We start from the raw sequence: 19,973 nt of genomic DNA, 5'->3' as shown, positions 1-19,973 counted from the left end.
ATCAGAGGGGCAGCAGGTGGTCAATCATCAGTTGCAGGCTGCGTTGCCCGCGAAATTCATTTACATCAAGCCGATACACAGCACGCACCCGCTGAATGGCATCATTGGGCCAGAGGGTAGTATCCGCATTAAAGTGGATCGCATCAATGGCGATACCACTGGCGGGTTCCATCAGCACCAGTTTCAGGTGCCGCTGGCCGACGATCCGTTGCTGCAGCAGGGAGAACTCGCCATCAAACAACGGCTCCGGAAACTGATGTCCCCAGGGACCCGACTCACGCAGTAGTTCAGCCATCTCCATCGACAACTCAGCACCGGATAAACAACCATCGGTCAGCACCGCATGCTGCAACTGTTCAGCACTCAGCTGACGCCGCACCTCGGCATCAAACGCCTGTTGAAACAGGCCCAGATTCTCTGCCGCGATAGTCATACCGGCAGCCATCGCATGGCCGCCAAACTTCTTCAACAGCTCTGGATGTTTCGCCGCCACCGCATCCAGTCCATCACGGATATGAAAGCCTGGCACTGAGCGCGCAGAACCTTTCAGTTCGCCTGCATCACCCATGGCAAAGGCTACCACCGGTCGATTAAGCTTCTCTTTAATTCTCGATGCCAGAATACCGATAACGCCCTGGTGCCAGTCCGGATCGTAGAGACAAAGCCCAAAAGGCAACGCCCCCTCGGCGTCCAGCTGCAACTCATCCAGCAACGCCACCGCCTGCTGCTGCATCTCCTGCTCGATCCCCCGGCGCTCCTGATTCAGGGTATCCAGCTGCAGCGCCAGTTTCTGAGCCCGATCGGGATCATTGGTCAGCAAACATTCGATACCGATCGACATATCGTCCAGACGGCCCGCAGCATTCAAACGCGGCGCCAGGGCAAAGCCAAGATCCGTTGCGCTGAGGCGGCTGCGCTGGCGACCGCTAATCTCGATCAGTGCCATAATGCCCGGCCGGGCTTTGCCCGAACGGATGCGTTGTAATCCCTGATAGATCAGGGTGCGGTTATTCTGCTCCAGCGGCACAACATCGGCGACCGTCCCTAGCGCCACCAGATCCAGCAGCGATGCCAGGTTGGGTTTAGCAAGGCCTCGCTGTTCAAACCAGTTCAGCTCTTCCAACGCCCGGCGTAACGCTGTCATCACATAGAAGATAACCCCCACGCCACAGGTGGATTTCTCGCTGAAATCACAACCCGGCTGATTCGGGTTTACAATGGCACAGGCATCCGGCAACTGATCCCCGGGCAGATGGTGGTCGGTAATCAATACATCGATGCCCAGCGCATTCGCTTCAGCAACCCCGCTGACACTGGAGATGCCGTTATCCACGGTGATAATCAGGTCCGGCTGTTGCTGTGCCGCCACCCTGACGATCTCCGGACTAAGACCATAACCAAACTCAAACCGGTTGGGCACCAGATAGCTGACCCGGTTGGCCCCCATCATGCCCAGCCCCAGTACAGCCAGCGCGGTACTGGTAGCACCATCGCAATCAAAGTCACCAATAATCAGGATATGCTGATCCTGCTGCAACGCCAGAAGCAGTCGTTTAACCGCCTGAGCCAGGCCGAGCATATCCCGGCCGGTTTGCAGCTGTTGCAGACTACGTCCCAGAGCCTCAGCATCATCCAGACCGCGACTGGTGTAAATACGCGCCAGCAACGGGTGCACCTGACTGAAAACTTTACTGTTCGGGTCGGCCTCGCGGCGACGGATGATGAGTTCACTCATTCAGACTGATATCCAGATTCGCGGAAGGGAACAGCTCATCGGTTTTATCGGTTACATAGTAAGCGCCCAGACCGATCCATTCTCGCACCCCGATAGACAGCTCATACAGATTACGGCCAAGGTCAGCCCGCCAGCTGTTCAGCCCGGCAGGTTTTGAATAATAATCAACAGGATAGGGGATTACATTCCAGCCCTGGCCACGAAAGATACCCACCGAACGCGGCATATGAAATGCAGAGGTCACCAGCAACCAGCCCCGCGGATCAGCATAATCGGCTCCCGGCGGCAAAACGCCCTGGCTATAGATGGCGTTTTCGAAGGTGTTGCGGGAATCCCGCTCAAAGATAACCTGTTTATCTAACTGCTGTTGCTGCAACCAGGTTTGCTGCACATCGGCACCGCGAAACTCAGGCTTACGTACCGAGCCTGAGCCACCGGTCAGGATAACCGGAACATCGGTATAACGCTGCATCAGCGGCAACATCAGCATATCCCGTTCCGCCGCCATATTAAACTGGGGCTGGTTCCAGATTGAACTTAACTCTGCTTCCTCTGCGCCGCCAAGCACGATAATTCCAGCGATCTTTTCAGGCAGTGTCGCCGGTGGAGAAAAGCGTTTTTCCAGCGGTTGTAACAGCAGATCCCCGACCGGATAGAAGGTAATCAATAATAAGCAAACAGCAACCACCGATGTGAGTGTTCGCCATCCCTTAAACAGCGCTAACACCAATATCAGAATAAGCAAATTACCCGGGTTAGCTAACACCCAGAAACCTTTCGATAACAGAAAAAACAGGTCCATGCTTATTATCCCCCAATAAAAAGCCCGTTAAAGCCAGAGACTCTAACGGGCTATTATTAAAGCAGCAAGTAATTACTTATTATGAACGTTATCTGCGACAAACTGCTGCACTGCCGCCAATTGATTTGGCAGTACAGTAAACCGCTCTTCACGCTCAAAAAGATCCGCCATATGAGTCGGTAGCTGCGGTGATTCGAGGCCTGCTTTCAGCACAGCTTCCGGGAATTTCACCGGATGCGCAGTGGACAGCACAATCATCGGCACACTGGCATCGCGATTACATTCTCGCCCTGCAGCCACCCCGATGGCGGTATGCGGATCCAGCAGGTAACCGGTCTCAGCGGCCACTTTAGCGATCACTTCACAGGTCGCTTCGTCATCACAGGAATAGCTATCGAACAGTTCACGCACCGCTTCCCAGCGCGCCTGATCCAGTTGTACCGGCTGGGTTTTAAACTTCGCCATCAGTTCACTGATCGCTGCACCATCACGGCCGTAAACATCGAACAGCAGACGTTCAAAGTTAGACGACACCATAATATCCATTGACGGAGACAGGGTATGCACCAGCTCTCCCTTACTCATATCGTTGCCGGAAATAACCCGGTGCAGAATATCATTCTTATTCGTCGCCACCACCAGCTGACTGATCGGCAGGCCCATCTGTTTCGCCAGATAGCCGGCGAAAATATCGCCAAAATTACCGGTCGGCACCGAGAATGCCACTTCGCGATGAGGACCACCCACCGCCAGTGAAGCGGAGAAGTAGTAAACGATCTGGGCCATGATACGTGCCCAGTTGATCGAGTTGACTGCACCCAGCTTACGGCCGCCAAGAAAGTCCTGGTTGGCAAAACTGTCTTTAACCATCTCCTGACAATCATCGAAGTTACCTTCCAGAGCGATGTTGAAGACATTATCTTCAAGAATCGTGGTCATCTGCTTACGCTGGACTTCAGACACCCGGTTGTAAGGATGCAGGATAAAGATATCCAGATGATCGCTGTGACGACACCCCTCAATCGCGGCAGAACCGGTATCACCCGAGGTCGCTCCCATAATCACCAGACGTTCCTGACGTTTGCTCAGGGCATAATCCATCAGCCGACCCAGCAGTTGCAGGGCGAAGTCTTTAAATGCCAGGGTCGGGCCGTGGAATAGTTCCAGCACCCACTCGTTGGTGCCCAGCTCTTTCAGTGGCGCAACCGCAATGTGGTTAAACCCGGCATAGGTGTCGTCGATCATCTGTTTCAGATCGTTGTCTGCTACACAGTCAGCAACAAACGGTTTGATAATCTTATACGCCAGCTCGTTGTAAGGCAGACCCGCCCAGGAGGCGATCTCCTCCTGGCTGAAGGTTGGCAACACTTCAGGTACATACAGACCACCATCGCTGGCCAGACCGGCCAGCAATACTTCCTCAAAATTCAGCGCGGGGGCCTGGCCCCGGGTAGAGATATATTTCACTGTCTAAATTCCTGCTCTTGCGATTGCCTTAGAGGTGCTCAACACGGATACGGGTAACGGGTTCATTGACGTCAGCCAGCGCTTCGATTTTAGCGATTGCCTGATTCATCCGTTTCTCTTCGACATCCTGAGTCAGAATAATGATTGGCACCTGCTGCTGATGGGTCTCTTTCTGCACAATGGCATCAATACTGATCTCAGACTCGCTCAGAATTGACGCGACCTTAGCCAGAACACCGGGCTTCTCATTAACCGTCAGACGCAGGTAATAGCCACTGACAATCGCCTCAACCGGTAAAATCGGCAGGGCAGACAGGCTGCCAGGCTGGAATGCCAGATGCGGCACCCGGTTATCACGGTCTGCGGTCAGGGTGCGAACCACATCAACAATATCAGCCACGACGGCAGAAGCAGTAGGCTCAGCACCGGCACCGGCACCGTAATACATAGTCTGACCGACAGCATCGCCATCCACCAGCACCGCATTCATAACCCCATGAACATTCGCCAGCAGTGCTTTCTCCGGAATCATCGTCGGATGAACCCGTAGTTCAATGCCTGCTTCAGTGCGACGACTGATACCCAGATGCTTAATACGGTAACCCAGCTCTTCGGCATACTGGACATCTTCAGCCGTGATATTGCTGATACCTTCGGTGTAAGCTTTATCAAACTGCAACGGAATACCAAAGGCAATAGACGCCAGTATGGTCAGTTTATGGGCCGCATCGATCCCCTCAACGTCGAAGGTTGGGTCGGCTTCGGCATAACCAAGCGCCTGCGCTTCCGCCAGTACATCAGCAAAATCACGGCCTTTGTCACGCATCTCGGTGAGAATAAAGTTACCGGTACCGTTGATGATCCCCGCCAGCCAGTTAATCTTGTTGCCGGAAAGCCCCTCACGGATCGCCTTGATCACCGGAATACCACCAGCAACCGAGGCTTCAAATGCCACCATCACATTCTTTTTCTGCGCCGCTTCGAAGATCTCATTACCATGAACGGCGATCAGTGCTTTGTTAGCAGTGACGACATGCTTTCCGTTTTCAATAGCGGTCATCACCAATTTCAGCGCGGTGTCATAGCCACCGATCAGCTCAACAACGATGTCAATTTCAGGGTTGGTGGCGATCTCAAAAATATCCCCTGTAATATGGGTACCAAAGGTGTCGCAATCGGGATTTACACGACGGGCGCCAATCGATTCTACAACGATGCTACGACCCGCACGACGGGAGATCTCTTCGGCGTTGCGCTTCAGTACATTAAACGTACCGCCACCAACGGTGCCAAGACCACAGATACCAACTTTTACAGGTTTCAAACCATTACCTCGCGCTATTACTATGCTATTCGAGCGGCAGACATTTCTGCGGTTAAAAAATAGGCACGCATTATAGCTAAATCCAAGCCTAAGCTCTATGCGGAGCCCTGCCCGATGTAAAAAAAATCCACATCGAATAGTTCAACGACAACAAAAAAGGGAGCCTACAGCTCCCTTAATTGTAAAAACCGGATATTGTCGATATTTAGTTAACAACACCCAGCATCTTGGCTAACTGATCGGCAGGCATATAGCCTGGCACCAGAGTACCATCCTGTAGCACCAGCGCTGGAGTTCCGGTAACCCCCATCTTCTGCCCCAGCTCATACTGACTCATCACCGGGCTGTTTTCGCAGCTCAGCGTGGGGATAGTTACGCCGGACTTTGCCTGGGTAAACAGCGATTGCTGATCTGTTTTATCGGCGCACCAGATAGACTCCATCACCTGTTCAGTTTTAGATCCTGCTCCGGCACGAGGAAACGCCAGATAACGGACTTCGATCCCCCTGGCATTAATCTGCGCCATCTCTTTATGCAGCTTACGGCAGTAGAAACAGTCGGTATCGGTAAAAACCGTCATGTGTGCTTTGGTTTCACCCTTAGCTGGAAAAATAATCATATCCTGCGGGTTAACCGTCGCTAACTGCTCTATCCTGCCAGCTTTCTTTCCCTCTTCGGTGAGGTTTACCAGACGACCATCGGTCTGTACCTTATACACTTCACCGACAATAAAGTGACTGCCCGTTTCATTCACATACAACTTTTCGCCACTGGCCAGAGTGACTTCATACAGGCCCGGAAACTGAGCATCAGCCACAGCAACAATCGGCACCTGACTATTCAGCATGCTTAATGCTGAACGGATAGCCGCCTCTTTACTCTCATCAGCTGTAGCATTAAAGCTCAGCAACGCCATAGCAACTATCGTGAAAAATATTTTTCGCATAATGTCCTCAACTACCCTTACACTGCCCATCAGGGAGAGCGTAAAAAGCTATATTGCACCTGTTCCGGTTTACCTGCTGTAGAAACTATCAGCCTTTAAGACGCTAAAAGGCCCACTTAGTTTCAAGACTTACCCAAAAACTACACCAGGAAACTGAAAATAACCTGAAAATCAACATTAAACTCACCCCCGGGGGTGATGTTGCTGATGCAGCGATTGTAACCGATGACGGGCAATATGCGTATAGATCTGTGTGGTAGAGAGATCGCTATGTCCCAGCAGCAACTGCACAACCCGCAGGTCGGCACCATGATTCAGCAGGTGAGTGGCAAACGCATGGCGCAGCACATGGGGTGATGGCAACTGCTCGACTCCGGCAGCCAGTCCATGACGCTTGATACGGTGCCAGAAGGTTTGCCGGGTCATCTGCTGACCTCTGCGACTGGGAAATACTACTTCATTCTCAGCATCAGCAATCAGTGCAGGACGACCCTCTTTAAGATACCGCACCAGCCAGTCTGCTGCTTCATCACCCAGCGGCACCAGACGCTCTTTATCCCCTTTACCCACCACCCGGATCACCCCCTGGCGCAAGTTAATCTGCGACAGCTGCAAGCCGACCAGCTCACTCACCCGCAAGCCGGATGAGTAGAGCATCTCCAGCATCGCCCGGTCACGCAGGCCAAGAGCATCACTCAGATCAGGAGCCTGCAGCAGCGCTTCAACCTCGGACTCACTTAAGCTTTTAGGCAGTGGCCGTCCCCGCTTGGGGCTTTCAACCTGCAGCGTTGGGTCTTCGACTAACATCCCTTCGCGCAACAGATAGCGAAAGAACCCGCGCAGACACGACAATAATCGCGATGTAGAACTGGCTTTCATCCGCTGCCGCACACGCCAGTTAAGATAACTCAGCAGGTCTGTCCGACAGGATTCAAGTAGAAAAGCGTTGCGGCTGTTCAGCCAGCAGGCGTAGATAGAAAGATCGCGGCGGTATGAGCTGAGGGTATTTTTACTCAACCCCTTCTCCAGCCAGAGCGCATCAATGTACTGTTCAATCAGTTCAGCATCACGAAGAGATGGATGTTCAGCCGTCATCCGGGCATCCGCTGGTAGCAGATCAGTTGACCGTTCGCTAGTCACTCAGTGGGAATCCGTTACCGGGACAGCGTCATCTAAGCACTTTTAGCCCGGAAAGTTTTGTTTTATCAATAGGATAGCTTGCACTACCCTGACCAAGATGCTCATCGATATACAGTATATTGCCATCGACACTCTTCAGTGTACCCTCAACCTTACGGCCAAAATAGGTTTCCAGCTTTACCCAACTACCGATGTATCCGGATATCTCTTCATGACTAACAGACTCATAGCGTTTCTCCGCCAAAGCCTGCTGAGTATGACCACCTAAGACCGCACGCTGAATAGCCTCACGGGTAGCCTGCCGACGAGCCTCTTCTTTGCTCATGACAGCACTGGAACCTGACTCATTGCGTTCAGTATCACCCGCTACGCTACCATCCCCTGCATACGCTGTCATAACCACTAGCAGTACAAAGGAACTCAGCCCGATCGATAGTCTCGTCACAGCTCCAACCTAAGCAATCATCAACCCCATCATCACCGCACCCTTTCAAAAAAAGGCCACAGCACCCGTTACATCCTGCCTGCATATTAATGCGAGTTCAACAATCAAGCGAATTCCAGACAAGAAAAAAGGCGGCCAGGGCCGCCTTTTATACTCAAACTGGTAAGCAGATTACTTAGACAGTTTTTCTTTAATACGTGCAGACTTACCGCTACGCTCACGCAGGTAGTACAGTTTAGCCTGACGTACATCACCGCGACGCTTAACTTCAATGCTGTCTACAGTTGAAGAGAAAGTCTGGAAAGTACGCTCAACGCCAACACCGTGAGAAAGTTTACGCACGGTGAACGCAGAGTTAACGCCACGGTTACGCTTACCAATCACAACGCCTTCAAACGCCTGCAGACGCTTACGCTCGCCTTCAACTACTTTTACCTGAACAACAACGGTATCACCCGGTGAAAATTCTGGGATTTCTTTGTTCATCTGTTCAGCTTCGATCTGCTGAATGATTAGGTTTTTGCTGCTCATCGCTCGCTCCTAAAATACTAACCCTGAGACGCTTCTGTCTCACGGATAAATTCGTTTAACAATGTTAGCTGCTCTTTGCTTAACTCAAGATCCTGCAGCAGTTCCGGACGCCGTTTCCAGGTTCGCCCCAGCTGCTGTTTCAGACGCCAGCGTCTGATCGATTCATGGTTACCGCCAAGCAACACATCTGGTACGGACATATCGTCGAGTTTTTCCGGACGGGTGTAATGCGGACAATCCAGCAATCCATCACTGAAGGAGTCCTCTGCAGCTGAATCCTGATGTCCAAGTACGCCAGGAACCAATCGTGAAACTGCATCGATCATTACCATTGCTGGCAGTTCGCCGCCACTGAGGACAAAATCCCCTAATGACCACTCTTCATCAATCTCAGTCTCAACAAGACGCTCATCAATACCTTCATAGCGCCCTGCAACCAGAATCAACCGCTCTTCAGCAGCCAGCTCCTTAACCCCAGCATGATCAAGCCGGCGCCCCTGCGGTGAAAGATAGATCACTCTGGTCTTTTCACCGGCAGTTTTTTTCGCTGCATGGATTGCATCCCGCAGCGGCTGCACCTTCATCAACATCCCGGGACCTCCGCCATAAGGGCGGTCATCCACCGTACGGTGTTTATCCTTTGTGAACTCCCGAGGGTTCCAGCACTGCACATCCAGCAAGCCGTTGCGCACTGCTCTCCCGGTGACGCCGTGGCGGGTTATCGCCTCAAACATCTCTGGGAAAAGGGTTACAACACCGATCCACACCGGTTAAAACTCCGGGTCCCAATCGACCCGAATCGTACCTTCTTCAAGGTTTATCTCTTTAACCACCTGATCCGGCAGATAGGGGATCAATCGCTCGCGGCGATCAATACTCTCTGCGTTACCTTTCACTACCAACACATCGTTAGATCCGGTAGAGATCAGATGACTCACCTTACCCAGTTTTTCACCGGACTCGGTTAATACTTCAAGCTTTTCCAACTGGCTCCAGTAGAAGTCGCCCTCTTCCAACTCAGGAAGCAGACTCTTCTCAATCGCAATATCAACGCCACAATACTGTCGCGCAAGATCCCGATCATCGACTCCAGCCAGCTTTGCGACCAGCCCTTTACCGTGTCGTTTACCGTCCGCAATTTTGAACGGTTTCCACTGACCATTAATGTTCAGTAGCCACGGCGAATATTCGAGGATGCTCTCCATCGGCTCGGTATGGGAATACACTTTAACCCAACCCTTAACACCATAAAGTGTGGTGATTCGCCCGACGGTTATTATATCTTCAGACGTATAGCCACTCATCACTCAAACCCGACTGATTGCTTAAAAATGTTTACTTAGCTTCTTTAACCAGCTTAGCAACACGGTCAGACATTTGTGCGCCTTTAGCAACCCAGTACTCAATACGTTCCAGGTTAATACGCAGACTTTCTTCCTGGCCTTTTGCCAGTGGATTGAAGAAGCCAACACGCTCAATAAAACGACCGTCACGCGGATTACGAGAATCAGCCACAGTCAGGTGATAAAACGGACGCTTTTTAGCGCCACTACGAGCTAGACGAATAGTTACCATGCGTTAGGTCCCTTTATTAAGTGAGTTTTGAAATCGCTCACAGTTTACAGATAACAGCCCCGTTCCGGTTTCTGACAGAACACCGACGCAGACCGCACCCATTTAAAAATCAGGTGCGGCATATTACGTGAATTTGCCGCGCCTGTGAAGCTTTTTGATTATTTAATAATCACATGATTAGTTGACGATCACATCCGCGGAAAACCACCAGGACCGCCCATACCGCCCGGCATCATCCCTTTCATGCCGCGCATCATTTTGGCCATGCCCCCTTTCGTAGAGAACTTCTTCATCATTTTGGCCATCTGCTTATGCTGTTTCAGCAGACGATTAACATCCTGAATCTGAGTGCCTGACCCCATCGCGATACGTTTTTTCCGGGAACCGCTGATCACATCCGGGCGTTTACGCTCATGCGGGGTCATCGAATTGATGATCGACTCAAACTGTTTAAAGCCTTTTTCAGCATTCGACAGGTTAGCGCCCTGCATCGCCGGAGCCATCTGCCCCATACCCGGCAGCTTATCCAGCAGCGACGCCATACCCCCCATGTTGTTCATCTGCTGCAGCTGATCACGGAAATCCTCCAGATCAAAGCCTTTACCGGTCTGAACCTTTTTAGCAAGCCGCTCAGCTTTCTCTTTATCGACCTTCTGTTCGACCTCTTCGATTAGGGAGAGCACATCGCCCATCCCCAGAATCCGCGATGCGATACGATCCGGGTGGAACGGTTCCAGTGCGTCAACCTTCTCACCCACACCCAGGAATTTAATTGGCTTGCCGGTGATATGCCGAACCGATAGCGCCGCACCACCGCGAGCATCACCATCGGTTTTGGTGAGGATCACACCGGTAAGCGGCAGCACATCATTGAATGCTTTCGCCGTATTAGCGGCATCCTGACCGGTCATCGCGTCAACCACAAACAGTGTCTCGACCGGTTTGATCGCCGTATGCAGCGCCCTGATCTCATCCATCATATCGCTATCGACATGCAGACGACCGGCGGTATCAACAATCAGAACATCAAAATGTTTGATCCGGGCGTGATGTATCGCCGCATTGACGATATCGATCGGCTTCTGCTCGATAGAGGAGGGAAAAAAGTCCACTGACACTTCCGCAGCCAGTGTTTCCAGCTGTTTGATCGCTGCAGGACGGTAGACGTCGGCAGAAACCACCAGGACCTTTTTCTTCTCCCGTTCACGCAGAAAACGCGACAGTTTGGCGACCGAGGTGGTTTTACCCGCACCCTGCAGACCCGCCATCATGACAACAGCAGGCGGCTGAACCGCCAGGTTAAGGCCTTCGTTGGCCTCCCCCATCACTTTTTCCAGTTCCTGCTGGACAATCTTTACGAATACCTGGCCCGGGCTCAGACTCTTGCTGACCTCAGTGCCGACAGCACGCTCTTTGACGTTGTTAATAAACGCTTTAACAACGGGCAACGCCACATCTGCTTCCAGCAGCGCCATTCGCACTTCACGCAGAGTGCCCTGAATATTGTCTTCGGTCAGTTTTGCCTGGCCCGTAATCGTTTTAAGCGTTTTCGCCAGACGATCCGTCAGATTCTCAAACATAGTTACGCCTTGAGGTATTAAATCCGCTACTGTTTATGTCAGAGTCCGTCGTTGCAGACTCTCTGTTACAGCAAAATAAAGTCCAGCATTATACAGCAGGCGCGCGCTTTAGGAACCTGATAATCCAGGTTACTGACTATTCCGTAACCGGGTTTATCACAACCCACATCAATTGGCCTGGTATCAATATTTCATCGCACCCGTATTTATGACACACTTAGCGCCTGCAAACTCTATGGAACTGATGAGCTAACCGCAAATGCATATTCTGCCCGCAATTATCGCCATTATCTGTTATCTGATCGCTGCTGTTTTACAGTGGCAGGTCGTCAGCGGGCGCAGTATAAACAGCTCGTTGATCCGCCTGATCGGTTTAGTCGCCGTTATCAGTCATGGTTACTCTGCTTATCTTGACCTGCACCGTCCGACCGGCATTCATCTGGAGTTTTTCAGTGCCGGCTCGCTGATCGGCTGGCTGGTCGCGGCACTGGTGATACTCAGTTCCCTGCGGCAAAAAATCGACAACCTGTTTATCGGGGTATTCCCGCTGGCTGCGGGTGCCCTGTTCTTTACCCTGTTCGGGCTCGACTCCCCTGTGGGCAAGCACTATGACGTCGGCCTGGTTATCCACATTCTGATCTCTATCCTGGCTTACAGCATCTTTACTCTGGCGGCGTTTCAGGCGGTATTGCTGGCGAAGCAGGAGTATCAGCTCAAACATCACATCACCAAAGGTTTGCTGCGATCCCTGCCGCCGCTGCAAACCATGGAGACCCTGCTGTTTGAGATGATCTGGGTGGGTCTGATTCTGCTGACCCTCTCTCTGATCAGCGGCGCTATCGTATTTGATGACCTGTTTGCTCAGCATCTGGTGCATAAAACCGTCCTGTCAATTCTGGCCTGGCTGCTCTACGCCACCCTGCTGGTTGGCCGTCACTTGCTGGGCTGGCGCAGTCACAAAGCGATCCGCTGGACCGTCGGCGGCTTTATCGTGCTGATGCTGTCCTTCTTTGGCAGTAAGTTTGTGGTTGAATTACTTCTGTAATACAACAGCTGCTGATGTGAAAACCGTGCTACTGAAACCTTAGTATGCTTGACAGTATCGGGGGTTAAACCCGACAATGTCTTTCCAATTAGCAACCATAGGTTTACCGTCTTGGAAGGCGCATCGATTGAGTCCCTTGTGGGACTTCTCTTTTTTCTGATTCTCTGTTCAGCCTTTTTCTCAAGTTCTGAAACAGGCATGATGTCACTTAACCGCTATCGGTTACGACACCTGGTAAAAAACCGGCACAGAGGCGCCGTTAAAGCGAATAAGCTGCTAAAACGCCCGGACCGTCTGATCGGCGTAATTCTGATCGGCAACAATTTCGTCAATATCCTGGCTTCATCGATTGCCACCATTATTGCAGTTCAGCTCTGGGGAGAGGGGGGAATTTTCATCGCCACCGCTGCCCTGACCATGGTTATTCTGATCTTTGCAGAGGTCTCACCCAAAACGGTCGCGGCACTTTATCCGGAAAAGATCGCCTTTCCAGCCGCCTATGTCCTTCAGCCACTGCTGAAACTTCTCTACCCGTTGGTGTGGTTTGTCAATCTGATCACCAACAGTTTGCTCAAACTGATCGGTGTTAAAGTCACCGCTGGCGAGAACCATCACCTTAGCACCGAAGAGCTGCGCACCCTGGTAAATGAATCGGGAGCCGTGCTGCAACAGCGCAACCAGTCAATGCTGCTGGGGGTACTGGAACTGGATGATGTCACCGTCAATGACATTATGATTCCCCGTAACGAGGTGATCGGCATCGATATGGATAATGAGCTGGACGTCATTATTGATCAGCTGAGCAATACCGCCCATACCCGCCTGCCAGTCTATCGCGGCGAGCTGAACAAAGTAGTCGGCATATTACATATGCGCAACCTGGCACAGGTATTCCGTCAGGACTCAGTCACTAAAGCGGCCATTCTTCAGGTGATCCACGAGCCCTATTTCGTCCCGGAAAGCACTCCGCTGCAGACCCAGCTGCTCAACTTTCAGCAGGAGAGCCGCCGTATAGCTCTGGTGGTGGATGAGTATGGTGATATTCAGGGCGTGGTTACCCTGGAAGATATTCTCGAAGAGATCGTTGGCGAGATGTCACTGAATGGCAAAGAGGACAACCAGGACATCTATCCGCAGTCTGACGGCAGTTACTTTATTGATGGCACCGCTAACATCCGCGATGTGAACAAGTCACTTAACTGGAATCTGCCCACCGATGGGCCTAAAACGATTAACGGACTGGTGATGGAGATTCTGGAAGCGATCCCGGATGCCAATATCTGTATGCTGATTGGCAACTACCGGATAGAAACCTTGCAGGTAAGCGAAAACCAGATAAAAACTATTCGTGCTATCGAACAGCACCGCAATTTTGAAGAGGAGGAAGAGTAACCCTCTTCCCCCTGTTTTTCCGCGCAGTTTACGGTTTCAGCTGCGCTTTAACGCTGTTAATCTTATCGTCCATGCTCTGCTCCCGGTCGGTACGGGTGCCAATACGCATACTGCTGCTGATCCGTACTGCCCCCATCTCATGCACCACTTCATGACAGCGTTTAACCGCCGCAAACACCTCGTCCCACTCACCCTCAATGTTTGTGCCATAAGCGTGCATCTGATGAGACAGCCCGGCGTCCTGCAACACCCGCTGGCAAGCGGTTACATAGGCTGACACTGAGGTGCCTACACCCACCGGCACCACACAAAGATCGATCATCACCTTCATACACATCTCCGACTCAGGCCTGTTGATCCTGCTCTTCACGCTCTCTGATCAGCACCCACACCCGCTTTTTCTCCTCATCCGTGAGCACCCCCCACTCAGCAATTTCCATACCCGTGCGACGACAGGCAATACAGAGGTCTTTCTCATCCAGCGCACATACACCAATGCAGGGGGATCGGACCGGACGGGGGAGAGCAACATTATTATTCATATTTTATATCTGTCAGGTTAATAAAAGATTGCGATTAGCGAATGCTGTGTTCCGGACGTACCTTCATCGGTATCCGGGCATCAAAGCCAACATTAAGCAGTTCCACCAGCATATAGGCGGTCAGCCCCCAGATAATATCACCGTCAAACTCATACGCGGGCACGTAGTGAGTCATCCCCCGGAACCTGATCTTATCGGTATGATGACGCCGGTCATCAAGGAAAAAACTTAGTGGCACACGATGAATCCGGTCCAGCTCATCCAGGTTGGGTATCAGCTCAACATCAGCAGGAATAATCCCCACATAGGGCCTCACCTGAAGCTTATGCTTCGATAGCACATCCCCCAGAGGGCCGATAATCTGTACACTTTCCGGTTTTAGCCCCACCTCTTCCTCGGCTTCGCGCAGTGCGGTAAACAGCAGGTCAGGGTCGGTGTCATCCCGTTTACCACCGGGAAACGCGATCTCACCGCTGTGGGTGCTCAGATGGTCACAACGACGTGTCAGTATGACCTCAGGATCACCCGGATCATCGGTCAGCGCAATCAGCACACTGGCTTGTGGGCCACCGTTATCAAGGGTCCTTGGAGCATAGCGGACTAATCGCTGTTTTAACTGATTTATCATGGCGCGTTACTGTGAATGACTTCTGGCTAACGATGAATAGTATCGCACCATCATACCGCCGGTTTCGATGAATGTTTAGTTCTGATATGTTTTGAGCGCAATTCGAACCGCTCCGGATACTGCGTCACTTTGTCACGCGACAACTTGTCACATTGTTTCAACCGACTTAATTGCTTATTTTCCGCGCAACCAAATCTCTGCACGGACTGACTTATGACCTCTCTCTCGGACAAGCATCTGCCACACTTTTCCCGCTGCCAACTGACACTGATGATCACCGCAGCGCTCTCCAGCATCAGTGTACAGGCGGAAGAGAATAACCTGACTAAGAACACCACTGACGTTATCACGGTAACCGCTACCCGCACTGAGAGAACCTCTGCCGAAGTCCCGGAAAGTATCTCCATCATCGACCAGAAACGCTTAGAACAGGAAAAGATGTTCAACATCGCCGATGCCCTGAAAGGCACGCCCGGCGTCCTGATTCAGTCCACCAGCGGCGGCAGCAGTTCACGACTGATTGTCCGTGGCGCCGGACTGAAAGCGCAATACGGTATCCGCGAAATCATGGTGCTGCGGGACGGAGTGCCGGTCACAGATCCTGATAGCTTTACCCGCATGGACTTTATCGATACCCAGGACATCGAGCAGATCGAGGTCAGCAAAGGACCGGCGAATATTTATGCAACAGGATCTACCGGTGGCGCCATCCATATCATCTCCAAATCGGTGTTTGATGATCGCCGGGATCAGCTCAGACTGGGGCTTGGCGACGAGGGCACCCGTAATCTGCATCTGCGCAAATCCTGGATGACAGAGGAGGGCAACGCCCTGGCCATTACCGCCTCACACCGGGCGCAGGATAACGACTGGCGGCGCAACAACGAATATGAATCCAATCAGCTAAGTATTAAAGGGGGAATTCTGCCCAGCGATAACTCTGAACTGGAGATGGAACTGAGCATGACCCACTCCGATCTCAACCTGCCGGGCAGTATGGATGAGGCCCAGTTCGCTGAGTTTAAAAAAACCGGTAAACAGACTGACAATGATTCAGCCTTTAAAAACACCGCCCGTAACTCAGAGATCGTCTTTTTTAACAGCCGCCTGAGCGTCGATCTGGGCGACCTGACCTTCAGACCCCGGGTGTATTACAACCAGTGGAGTCACTTTCACCCGGTCACCGGCGTGATCAACGACACCGACGGCGTAGCCATCTTCGGTACCGACCTTGAACTGGACTATAGTCATAACCTTATTGGCGAGGATAACCTGGTCAGTGGCGTGACCTTCCGCCAGGACCGTACCGATAACGCGCGTAAGTACGCCTATGCCGATATCGTCACCGCTGGCCCGCGTATTATTAAAACCCTGTCTGATCGCAAAGGCGCGCTGCTGGAAGTTCAGGACTCGGTCAACACGGTATACGGTGTCTTCCTGCAGGAAAACCTGCGGCCGACTGATCGCCTGCTGATCGATGCCGGTTTCCGCCTGGATCAGATTAAAATAGACCAGGATACCTGGAACAGCGACACCTCTTATAACTATGGGATGGGCGGTTATCTGACCGTTCCCGGCAGTGGTGGCGACAGCTCACTCACCCGCACCTTCACCCTGTTTGCCCCCCGTATCGGCAGCAGCTATAAACTGAATGATACCTTCACCCTGTTTGGCAATATCTCTCAGGGGGAACAGGTGCCCTACTCCAGCGAACTGGGCAGCAATGAAGATCTGCGCAGCGCAACCAATACCAGTGTTGAGTTCGGTCTGAAAGGGCGCACCAGCGATTGGCAGTTCGATCTGAGCGCCTACACCAGCACAGTAGATGACGAAATTATTCAGGTGCGTACCGATGGTGAGACGATCTACCAGAACGCGGGCCGCACAGACAAAAAAGGGATCGAATTCAGCAGTTCAGTCAATGTACTGCAGGACAGCGTCCCCGGTGAACTGCAACTGGGCTTTAACTATGCCTACAGTGACTACAAATATGATGATTTTTCGGAAGTTGTATACGTCATGGGCGTACCGACAAACTTCGACCGCTCCGGCAATCAGCTGCCCTTTATTCCCGAGCATTATTACAGTTTCAGCCTGGACTACAAACATCCGAGCGGGGTTAAACTAAGGCTTCAGGCCGACAGCTGGGGCGAGTATTACCTGGATAACGCTAACAGCGAAACCTATGGTGGTTATGATTTTGTCACCAATGCCAATCTTGGCTATGAGACCGGGCCTCACACGCTTAGTCTGAATGTGCAGAACCTGTTTGATAAACGCTACGCCGTGGAGGTTAAAAAGGATACCAGTGGGGACAAATCATACTCGCCGGGTGCGCCCCGCAGTGTGATGTTAAGTTATAGTTATCAGTTCTGAGCCGTGTCTCCGTACTGCTAAAATGCAAAAAACACCACCTGCTAATACGGCAGGTGGTGGGCACGAAAACAATACCTGTTTTCCAATTGCCTACGAAAGTATGGGCTAATTCACTTTCGCTAAGGCATCCTACATTCTGACCACAGGTTTGATGGTGACACCGGATTCAGAATCCGCAATCGCCTCGTTAATCTGCTCAAATGGATAGAACCGGACCATTTTGTCGAAAGGGAATTTACCCTGCTGGTACAGGTTAATCAGCTGCGGAATAAAACTGTCCGGATTCGACTCACCCTCGACGATACCGATCAGACGCCGACCGCCACTCATAAAGTGCACTTCATCGAGCACAATCTCACTACCGGGGGCCGACGCGCCCAGCACACCACAGCAACCCCGTGGAGCCAGGCTCAATACCGCGCCCCTGATCACCGGAGTCAGTCCGGTGGTATCCAGTGCATAGTCGACACCGTAACCGGTGATCTCCATGATTGCAGCGGTAACATCACCGTTAGCGGGATTCAGACTGTGTGTCGCCCCCACCCCTTCGGCAAAGGCCAGTCGCTCATCATTCATATCAACGGCAATAATGGTTGTGGCACCCATCGCATGGGCGGCCATCACTGCTGACAGCCCCACCGAGCCGGTACCGAAGATCGCAATCGATTTACCCGCCTTCACTTGCAACGCATTGATAACCGCCCCAGCACCGGTTTGTACGCCACAGGCCAGCGGCCCGAGCAGATCCAGCGGTACCTCATTGGTCACTTTGACAATATTACGCTCATGACACAACGCGTGAGTGGCAAACGAGGACTGACCAAAGAAATTACTCTGGATTACCTCACCCTCTTTTGACAACGCCGTCGTGCCATCCTCCCGGGTAGCAAAAAAATTGCGGGGGAAAAACTCATGGCAGTAACTGGGGGCATGTTCCTCGCAGCTGGGACAGCCGCCACAGGAGTTATAGGTCATCACCACATGGTCACCCGGAGCCACTTTGGTCACACTGGCTCCCACCTTTTCAACCACACCGGCCCCTTCATGTCCCAGTACCACCGGCATCGGCGTTGGCAGCATGCCATCGCGCACCACGATATCGGTATGACAGACACCGGTCGCCACCACGCGCACCAGAATTTCATCCGCCCGTGGTTCCTCAAGTTCCAGACTTTCCAGAGTCAGTGGCCCGTGAACAGTTCGGGCTACAGCCGCTTGAATCTTCATAAATTTCTCCTGTTATTATTATCCTGATTTACGCTACAGAGCTAAAAACCTGCCGCCAGACGGCCGCCACTTCATCAACCGCACGCCCCGCTGCAGCCACCGCACCGGACATGCTGATATAGCCGTGCGCCAGTTGCGGATACTCAGTCAGGCTGACGGAGCAACCCGCGTGCTTCAGCGCCTCAGCGTACGCCATACCTTCATCCCGCAGCGGATCAAACCCCGCCACCTGAATCAGAGTCGGGGGCAGTCCTGACAGGTTTGCGGCCTCCAGCGGTGCAAACCGAAAATCCACCGGCTCAACACTGCCTGCCAGATAATGATTCATAAAATAGGTCATGCTGCGGTTGGTCAGCGTATAGCCCTCACCATATTTATCATAAGAGTCGTATCGGGTATCGGGGCCCGATGCAGTGGGGTAAATAAGGGTTTGCTGGCAGACTGAGGGACCTGCGTTATCCCGTGCCAGCAACGCACAGACCGCGGCCAGATTTGCACCAGCGCTATCACCGGCCAGGGCAATCTGTCCGGGTGCAACTCCCAGCTCCGACGCTGCATCTGCCAGCCAGCAGAGTGCGGCATAACTGTCTTCGACGGCCGCCGGATAGGGGTGCTCCGGTGCCAGACGGTAATCCACCTGCACAATCAGACAGCCAGACAACCGGCTTAGCTGACTGACAACACCGTCATAATCCCGGGGGCAACCCACCACAAAACCACCACCGTGCAGATAGAGCACCGCACCAGCCAGTTGCTCCTGTCCCTCCGGATGGTAGCACCGCAGCGCCAGTTCACCGCCGGGGCCGGGTATGCTCAGATCAGCAATATTCACCCCATCAGCGACGGCAACATCGGTGGCCGCCAGTATCTGACTGTAAACCTCACGGGCAATAGCGGGGGGCAGATCAGCAAAGTCCGGCGCACCGGCAACTGCCGCCTGTTCCAGCATCGCTTTTAGCTGCAGATCAAGCATGACTGTTTTCCCCGGTTAACGGCTGGCTTTTGAGACCATCCGGATCATGATTATTGGGCTTCTGCCCTGGCACACTGCTGCTAATAGACGGAGCAAGCACCGTAGAGCCAAACAGGAAATGCGCCAGCGCCGGTAACAGAATCAACGCCCCCAGCATGTTAAACAGGAACATAAAGGCCAGCAGAATCCCCATATCCGCCTGAAAACGGATGGGGGAGAACACCCAGGTGGCCACACCCACCGCC

Annotated in this window: 21 protein-coding genes; 3 read left to right on the top strand and 18 right to left on the bottom strand. The window is 52.5% G+C overall.

Annotated elements, in window-relative coordinates:
- Position 1: 1 nt before the first annotated feature.
- The 12 genes from recJ to ffh form a co-directional block, all read right to left on the bottom strand.
- The gene (gene recJ, locus ACQY8X_RS12645) at positions 2 to 1,735 is read right to left on the bottom strand and encodes a single-stranded-DNA-specific exonuclease RecJ (RefSeq protein WP_428035502.1); all 1,734 of its coding nucleotides are present in this window, start codon (positions 1,733 to 1,735) and stop codon (positions 2 to 4) included.
- Entirely contained in the window at positions 1,728 to 2,537 is an 810-nt protein-coding gene (locus ACQY8X_RS12640; RefSeq protein WP_428035501.1) for a YdcF family protein, read from the bottom strand. The genes recJ and ACQY8X_RS12640 overlap by 8 nt, the downstream gene beginning before the upstream one ends.
- Positions 2,538 to 2,609: 72 nt before the next feature.
- A complete protein-coding gene (gene thrC, locus ACQY8X_RS12635; protein WP_428035500.1) occupies positions 2,610 to 4,004 on the bottom strand; it encodes a threonine synthase in 1,395 nt (464 codons plus the stop codon).
- Between the two features lie 28 nt (positions 4,005 to 4,032).
- The gene (locus ACQY8X_RS12630) at positions 4,033 to 5,328 is read right to left on the bottom strand and encodes a homoserine dehydrogenase (RefSeq protein WP_428035499.1); all 1,296 of its coding nucleotides are present in this window, start codon (positions 5,326 to 5,328) and stop codon (positions 4,033 to 4,035) included.
- Positions 5,329 to 5,533: 205 nt separating this feature from the next.
- Positions 5,534 to 6,274 (bottom strand): thioredoxin fold domain-containing protein, encoded by a 741-nt coding sequence (locus tag ACQY8X_RS12625; protein ID WP_428035498.1) that lies wholly within the window; start codon positions 6,272 to 6,274, stop codon positions 5,534 to 5,536.
- Positions 6,275 to 6,457: 183 nt separating this feature from the next.
- On the bottom strand, positions 6,458 to 7,369 hold the full coding sequence (gene xerD, locus ACQY8X_RS12620; RefSeq protein WP_428035515.1) for a site-specific tyrosine recombinase XerD: 912 nt from the start codon (positions 7,367 to 7,369) through the stop codon (positions 6,458 to 6,460).
- A 73-nt stretch (positions 7,370 to 7,442) separates the two neighbouring features.
- Positions 7,443 to 7,859, bottom strand: a complete 417-nt coding sequence (locus tag ACQY8X_RS12615) for a hypothetical protein (protein WP_428035497.1) — start codon at positions 7,857 to 7,859, stop codon at positions 7,443 to 7,445.
- A 171-nt stretch (positions 7,860 to 8,030) separates the two neighbouring features.
- Positions 8,031 to 8,390, bottom strand: a complete 360-nt coding sequence (gene rplS, locus ACQY8X_RS12610) for a 50S ribosomal protein L19 (protein ID WP_428035496.1) — start codon at positions 8,388 to 8,390, stop codon at positions 8,031 to 8,033.
- 17 nt (positions 8,391 to 8,407) lie between these two features.
- The gene (trmD, locus tag ACQY8X_RS12605; protein ID WP_428035495.1) at positions 8,408 to 9,157 is read right to left on the bottom strand and encodes a tRNA (guanosine(37)-N1)-methyltransferase TrmD; all 750 of its coding nucleotides are present in this window, start codon (positions 9,155 to 9,157) and stop codon (positions 8,408 to 8,410) included.
- Positions 9,158 to 9,160: 3 nt separating this feature from the next.
- Positions 9,161 to 9,694, bottom strand: coding sequence for a ribosome maturation factor RimM (gene rimM / locus ACQY8X_RS12600; RefSeq protein ID WP_428035494.1), 534 nt, complete (start codon positions 9,692 to 9,694; stop codon positions 9,161 to 9,163).
- A gap of 31 nt (positions 9,695 to 9,725) precedes the next feature.
- Positions 9,726 to 9,965, bottom strand: a complete 240-nt coding sequence (gene rpsP / locus ACQY8X_RS12595; protein WP_428035493.1) for a 30S ribosomal protein S16 — start codon at positions 9,963 to 9,965, stop codon at positions 9,726 to 9,728.
- Between the two features lie 188 nt (positions 9,966 to 10,153).
- Positions 10,154 to 11,545, bottom strand: a complete 1,392-nt coding sequence (gene ffh / locus ACQY8X_RS12590) for a signal recognition particle protein (protein ID WP_428035492.1) — start codon at positions 11,543 to 11,545, stop codon at positions 10,154 to 10,156.
- Positions 11,546 to 11,804: 259 nt separating this feature from the next.
- On the opposite strand from ffh, the gene ACQY8X_RS12585 reads away from it, so the two are divergent.
- Positions 11,805 to 12,590 (top strand): cytochrome C assembly family protein, encoded by a 786-nt coding sequence (locus ACQY8X_RS12585; protein ID WP_428035491.1) that lies wholly within the window; start codon positions 11,805 to 11,807, stop codon positions 12,588 to 12,590.
- 111 nt (positions 12,591 to 12,701) lie between these two features.
- A complete protein-coding gene (locus tag ACQY8X_RS12580; protein ID WP_428035490.1) occupies positions 12,702 to 13,982 on the top strand; it encodes an HlyC/CorC family transporter in 1,281 nt (426 codons plus the stop codon).
- A gap of 28 nt (positions 13,983 to 14,010) precedes the next feature.
- Here the strand turns inward: ACQY8X_RS12580 and ACQY8X_RS12575 are convergent, their stop codons facing one another.
- Genes ACQY8X_RS12575 through ACQY8X_RS12565 form a run of 3 tightly spaced genes read right to left on the bottom strand, consistent with a single transcriptional unit; the run spans position 14,011 to position 15,152 of the window.
- Positions 14,011 to 14,313, bottom strand: a complete 303-nt coding sequence (locus ACQY8X_RS12575) for an MTH1187 family thiamine-binding protein (RefSeq protein WP_428035489.1) — start codon at positions 14,311 to 14,313, stop codon at positions 14,011 to 14,013.
- Between the two features lie 13 nt (positions 14,314 to 14,326).
- Entirely contained in the window at positions 14,327 to 14,524 is a 198-nt protein-coding gene (locus tag ACQY8X_RS12570; protein WP_428035488.1) for a DUF1289 domain-containing protein, read from the bottom strand.
- A 34-nt stretch (positions 14,525 to 14,558) separates the two neighbouring features.
- Entirely contained in the window at positions 14,559 to 15,152 is a 594-nt protein-coding gene (locus ACQY8X_RS12565; RefSeq protein ID WP_428035487.1) for a CoA pyrophosphatase, read from the bottom strand.
- A 213-nt stretch (positions 15,153 to 15,365) separates the two neighbouring features.
- On the opposite strand from ACQY8X_RS12565, the gene ACQY8X_RS12560 reads away from it, so the two are divergent.
- Positions 15,366 to 17,528 carry a TonB-dependent receptor gene (locus ACQY8X_RS12560; RefSeq protein WP_428035486.1) on the top strand — a complete coding sequence of 721 codons (2,163 nt, stop codon included), beginning with the start codon at positions 15,366 to 15,368 and terminating at the stop codon, positions 17,526 to 17,528.
- A gap of 129 nt (positions 17,529 to 17,657) precedes the next feature.
- On the opposite strand, the gene ACQY8X_RS12555 is transcribed toward ACQY8X_RS12560, so the two are convergent.
- The 3 genes from ACQY8X_RS12555 to ACQY8X_RS12545 all read right to left on the bottom strand — a co-directional run.
- Complete coding sequence (locus tag ACQY8X_RS12555) at positions 17,658 to 18,755, bottom strand: NAD(P)-dependent alcohol dehydrogenase (protein ID WP_428035485.1); 1,098 nt, start codon at positions 18,753 to 18,755, stop codon at positions 17,658 to 17,660.
- Positions 18,756 to 18,783: 28 nt separating this feature from the next.
- Positions 18,784 to 19,728: an alpha/beta hydrolase gene (locus tag ACQY8X_RS12550; protein ID WP_428035484.1), complete on the bottom strand. Its 945-nt coding sequence runs from the start codon at positions 19,726 to 19,728 to the stop codon at positions 18,784 to 18,786.
- The coding region (locus ACQY8X_RS12545) for a hypothetical protein (RefSeq protein WP_428035483.1) at positions 19,721 to 19,973 on the bottom strand (253 nt) is incomplete at its 5' end. The genes ACQY8X_RS12545 and ACQY8X_RS12550, both read right to left, overlap by 8 nt.

Source organism: Amphritea sp. (genome assembly GCF_050300915.1).
Lineage (GTDB): Bacteria > Pseudomonadota > Gammaproteobacteria > Pseudomonadales > Balneatricaceae > Amphritea.
The sequence above is the reverse complement of the archived record's forward strand: the minus strand, read 5'-3'. Positions and strand labels throughout refer to the sequence as shown.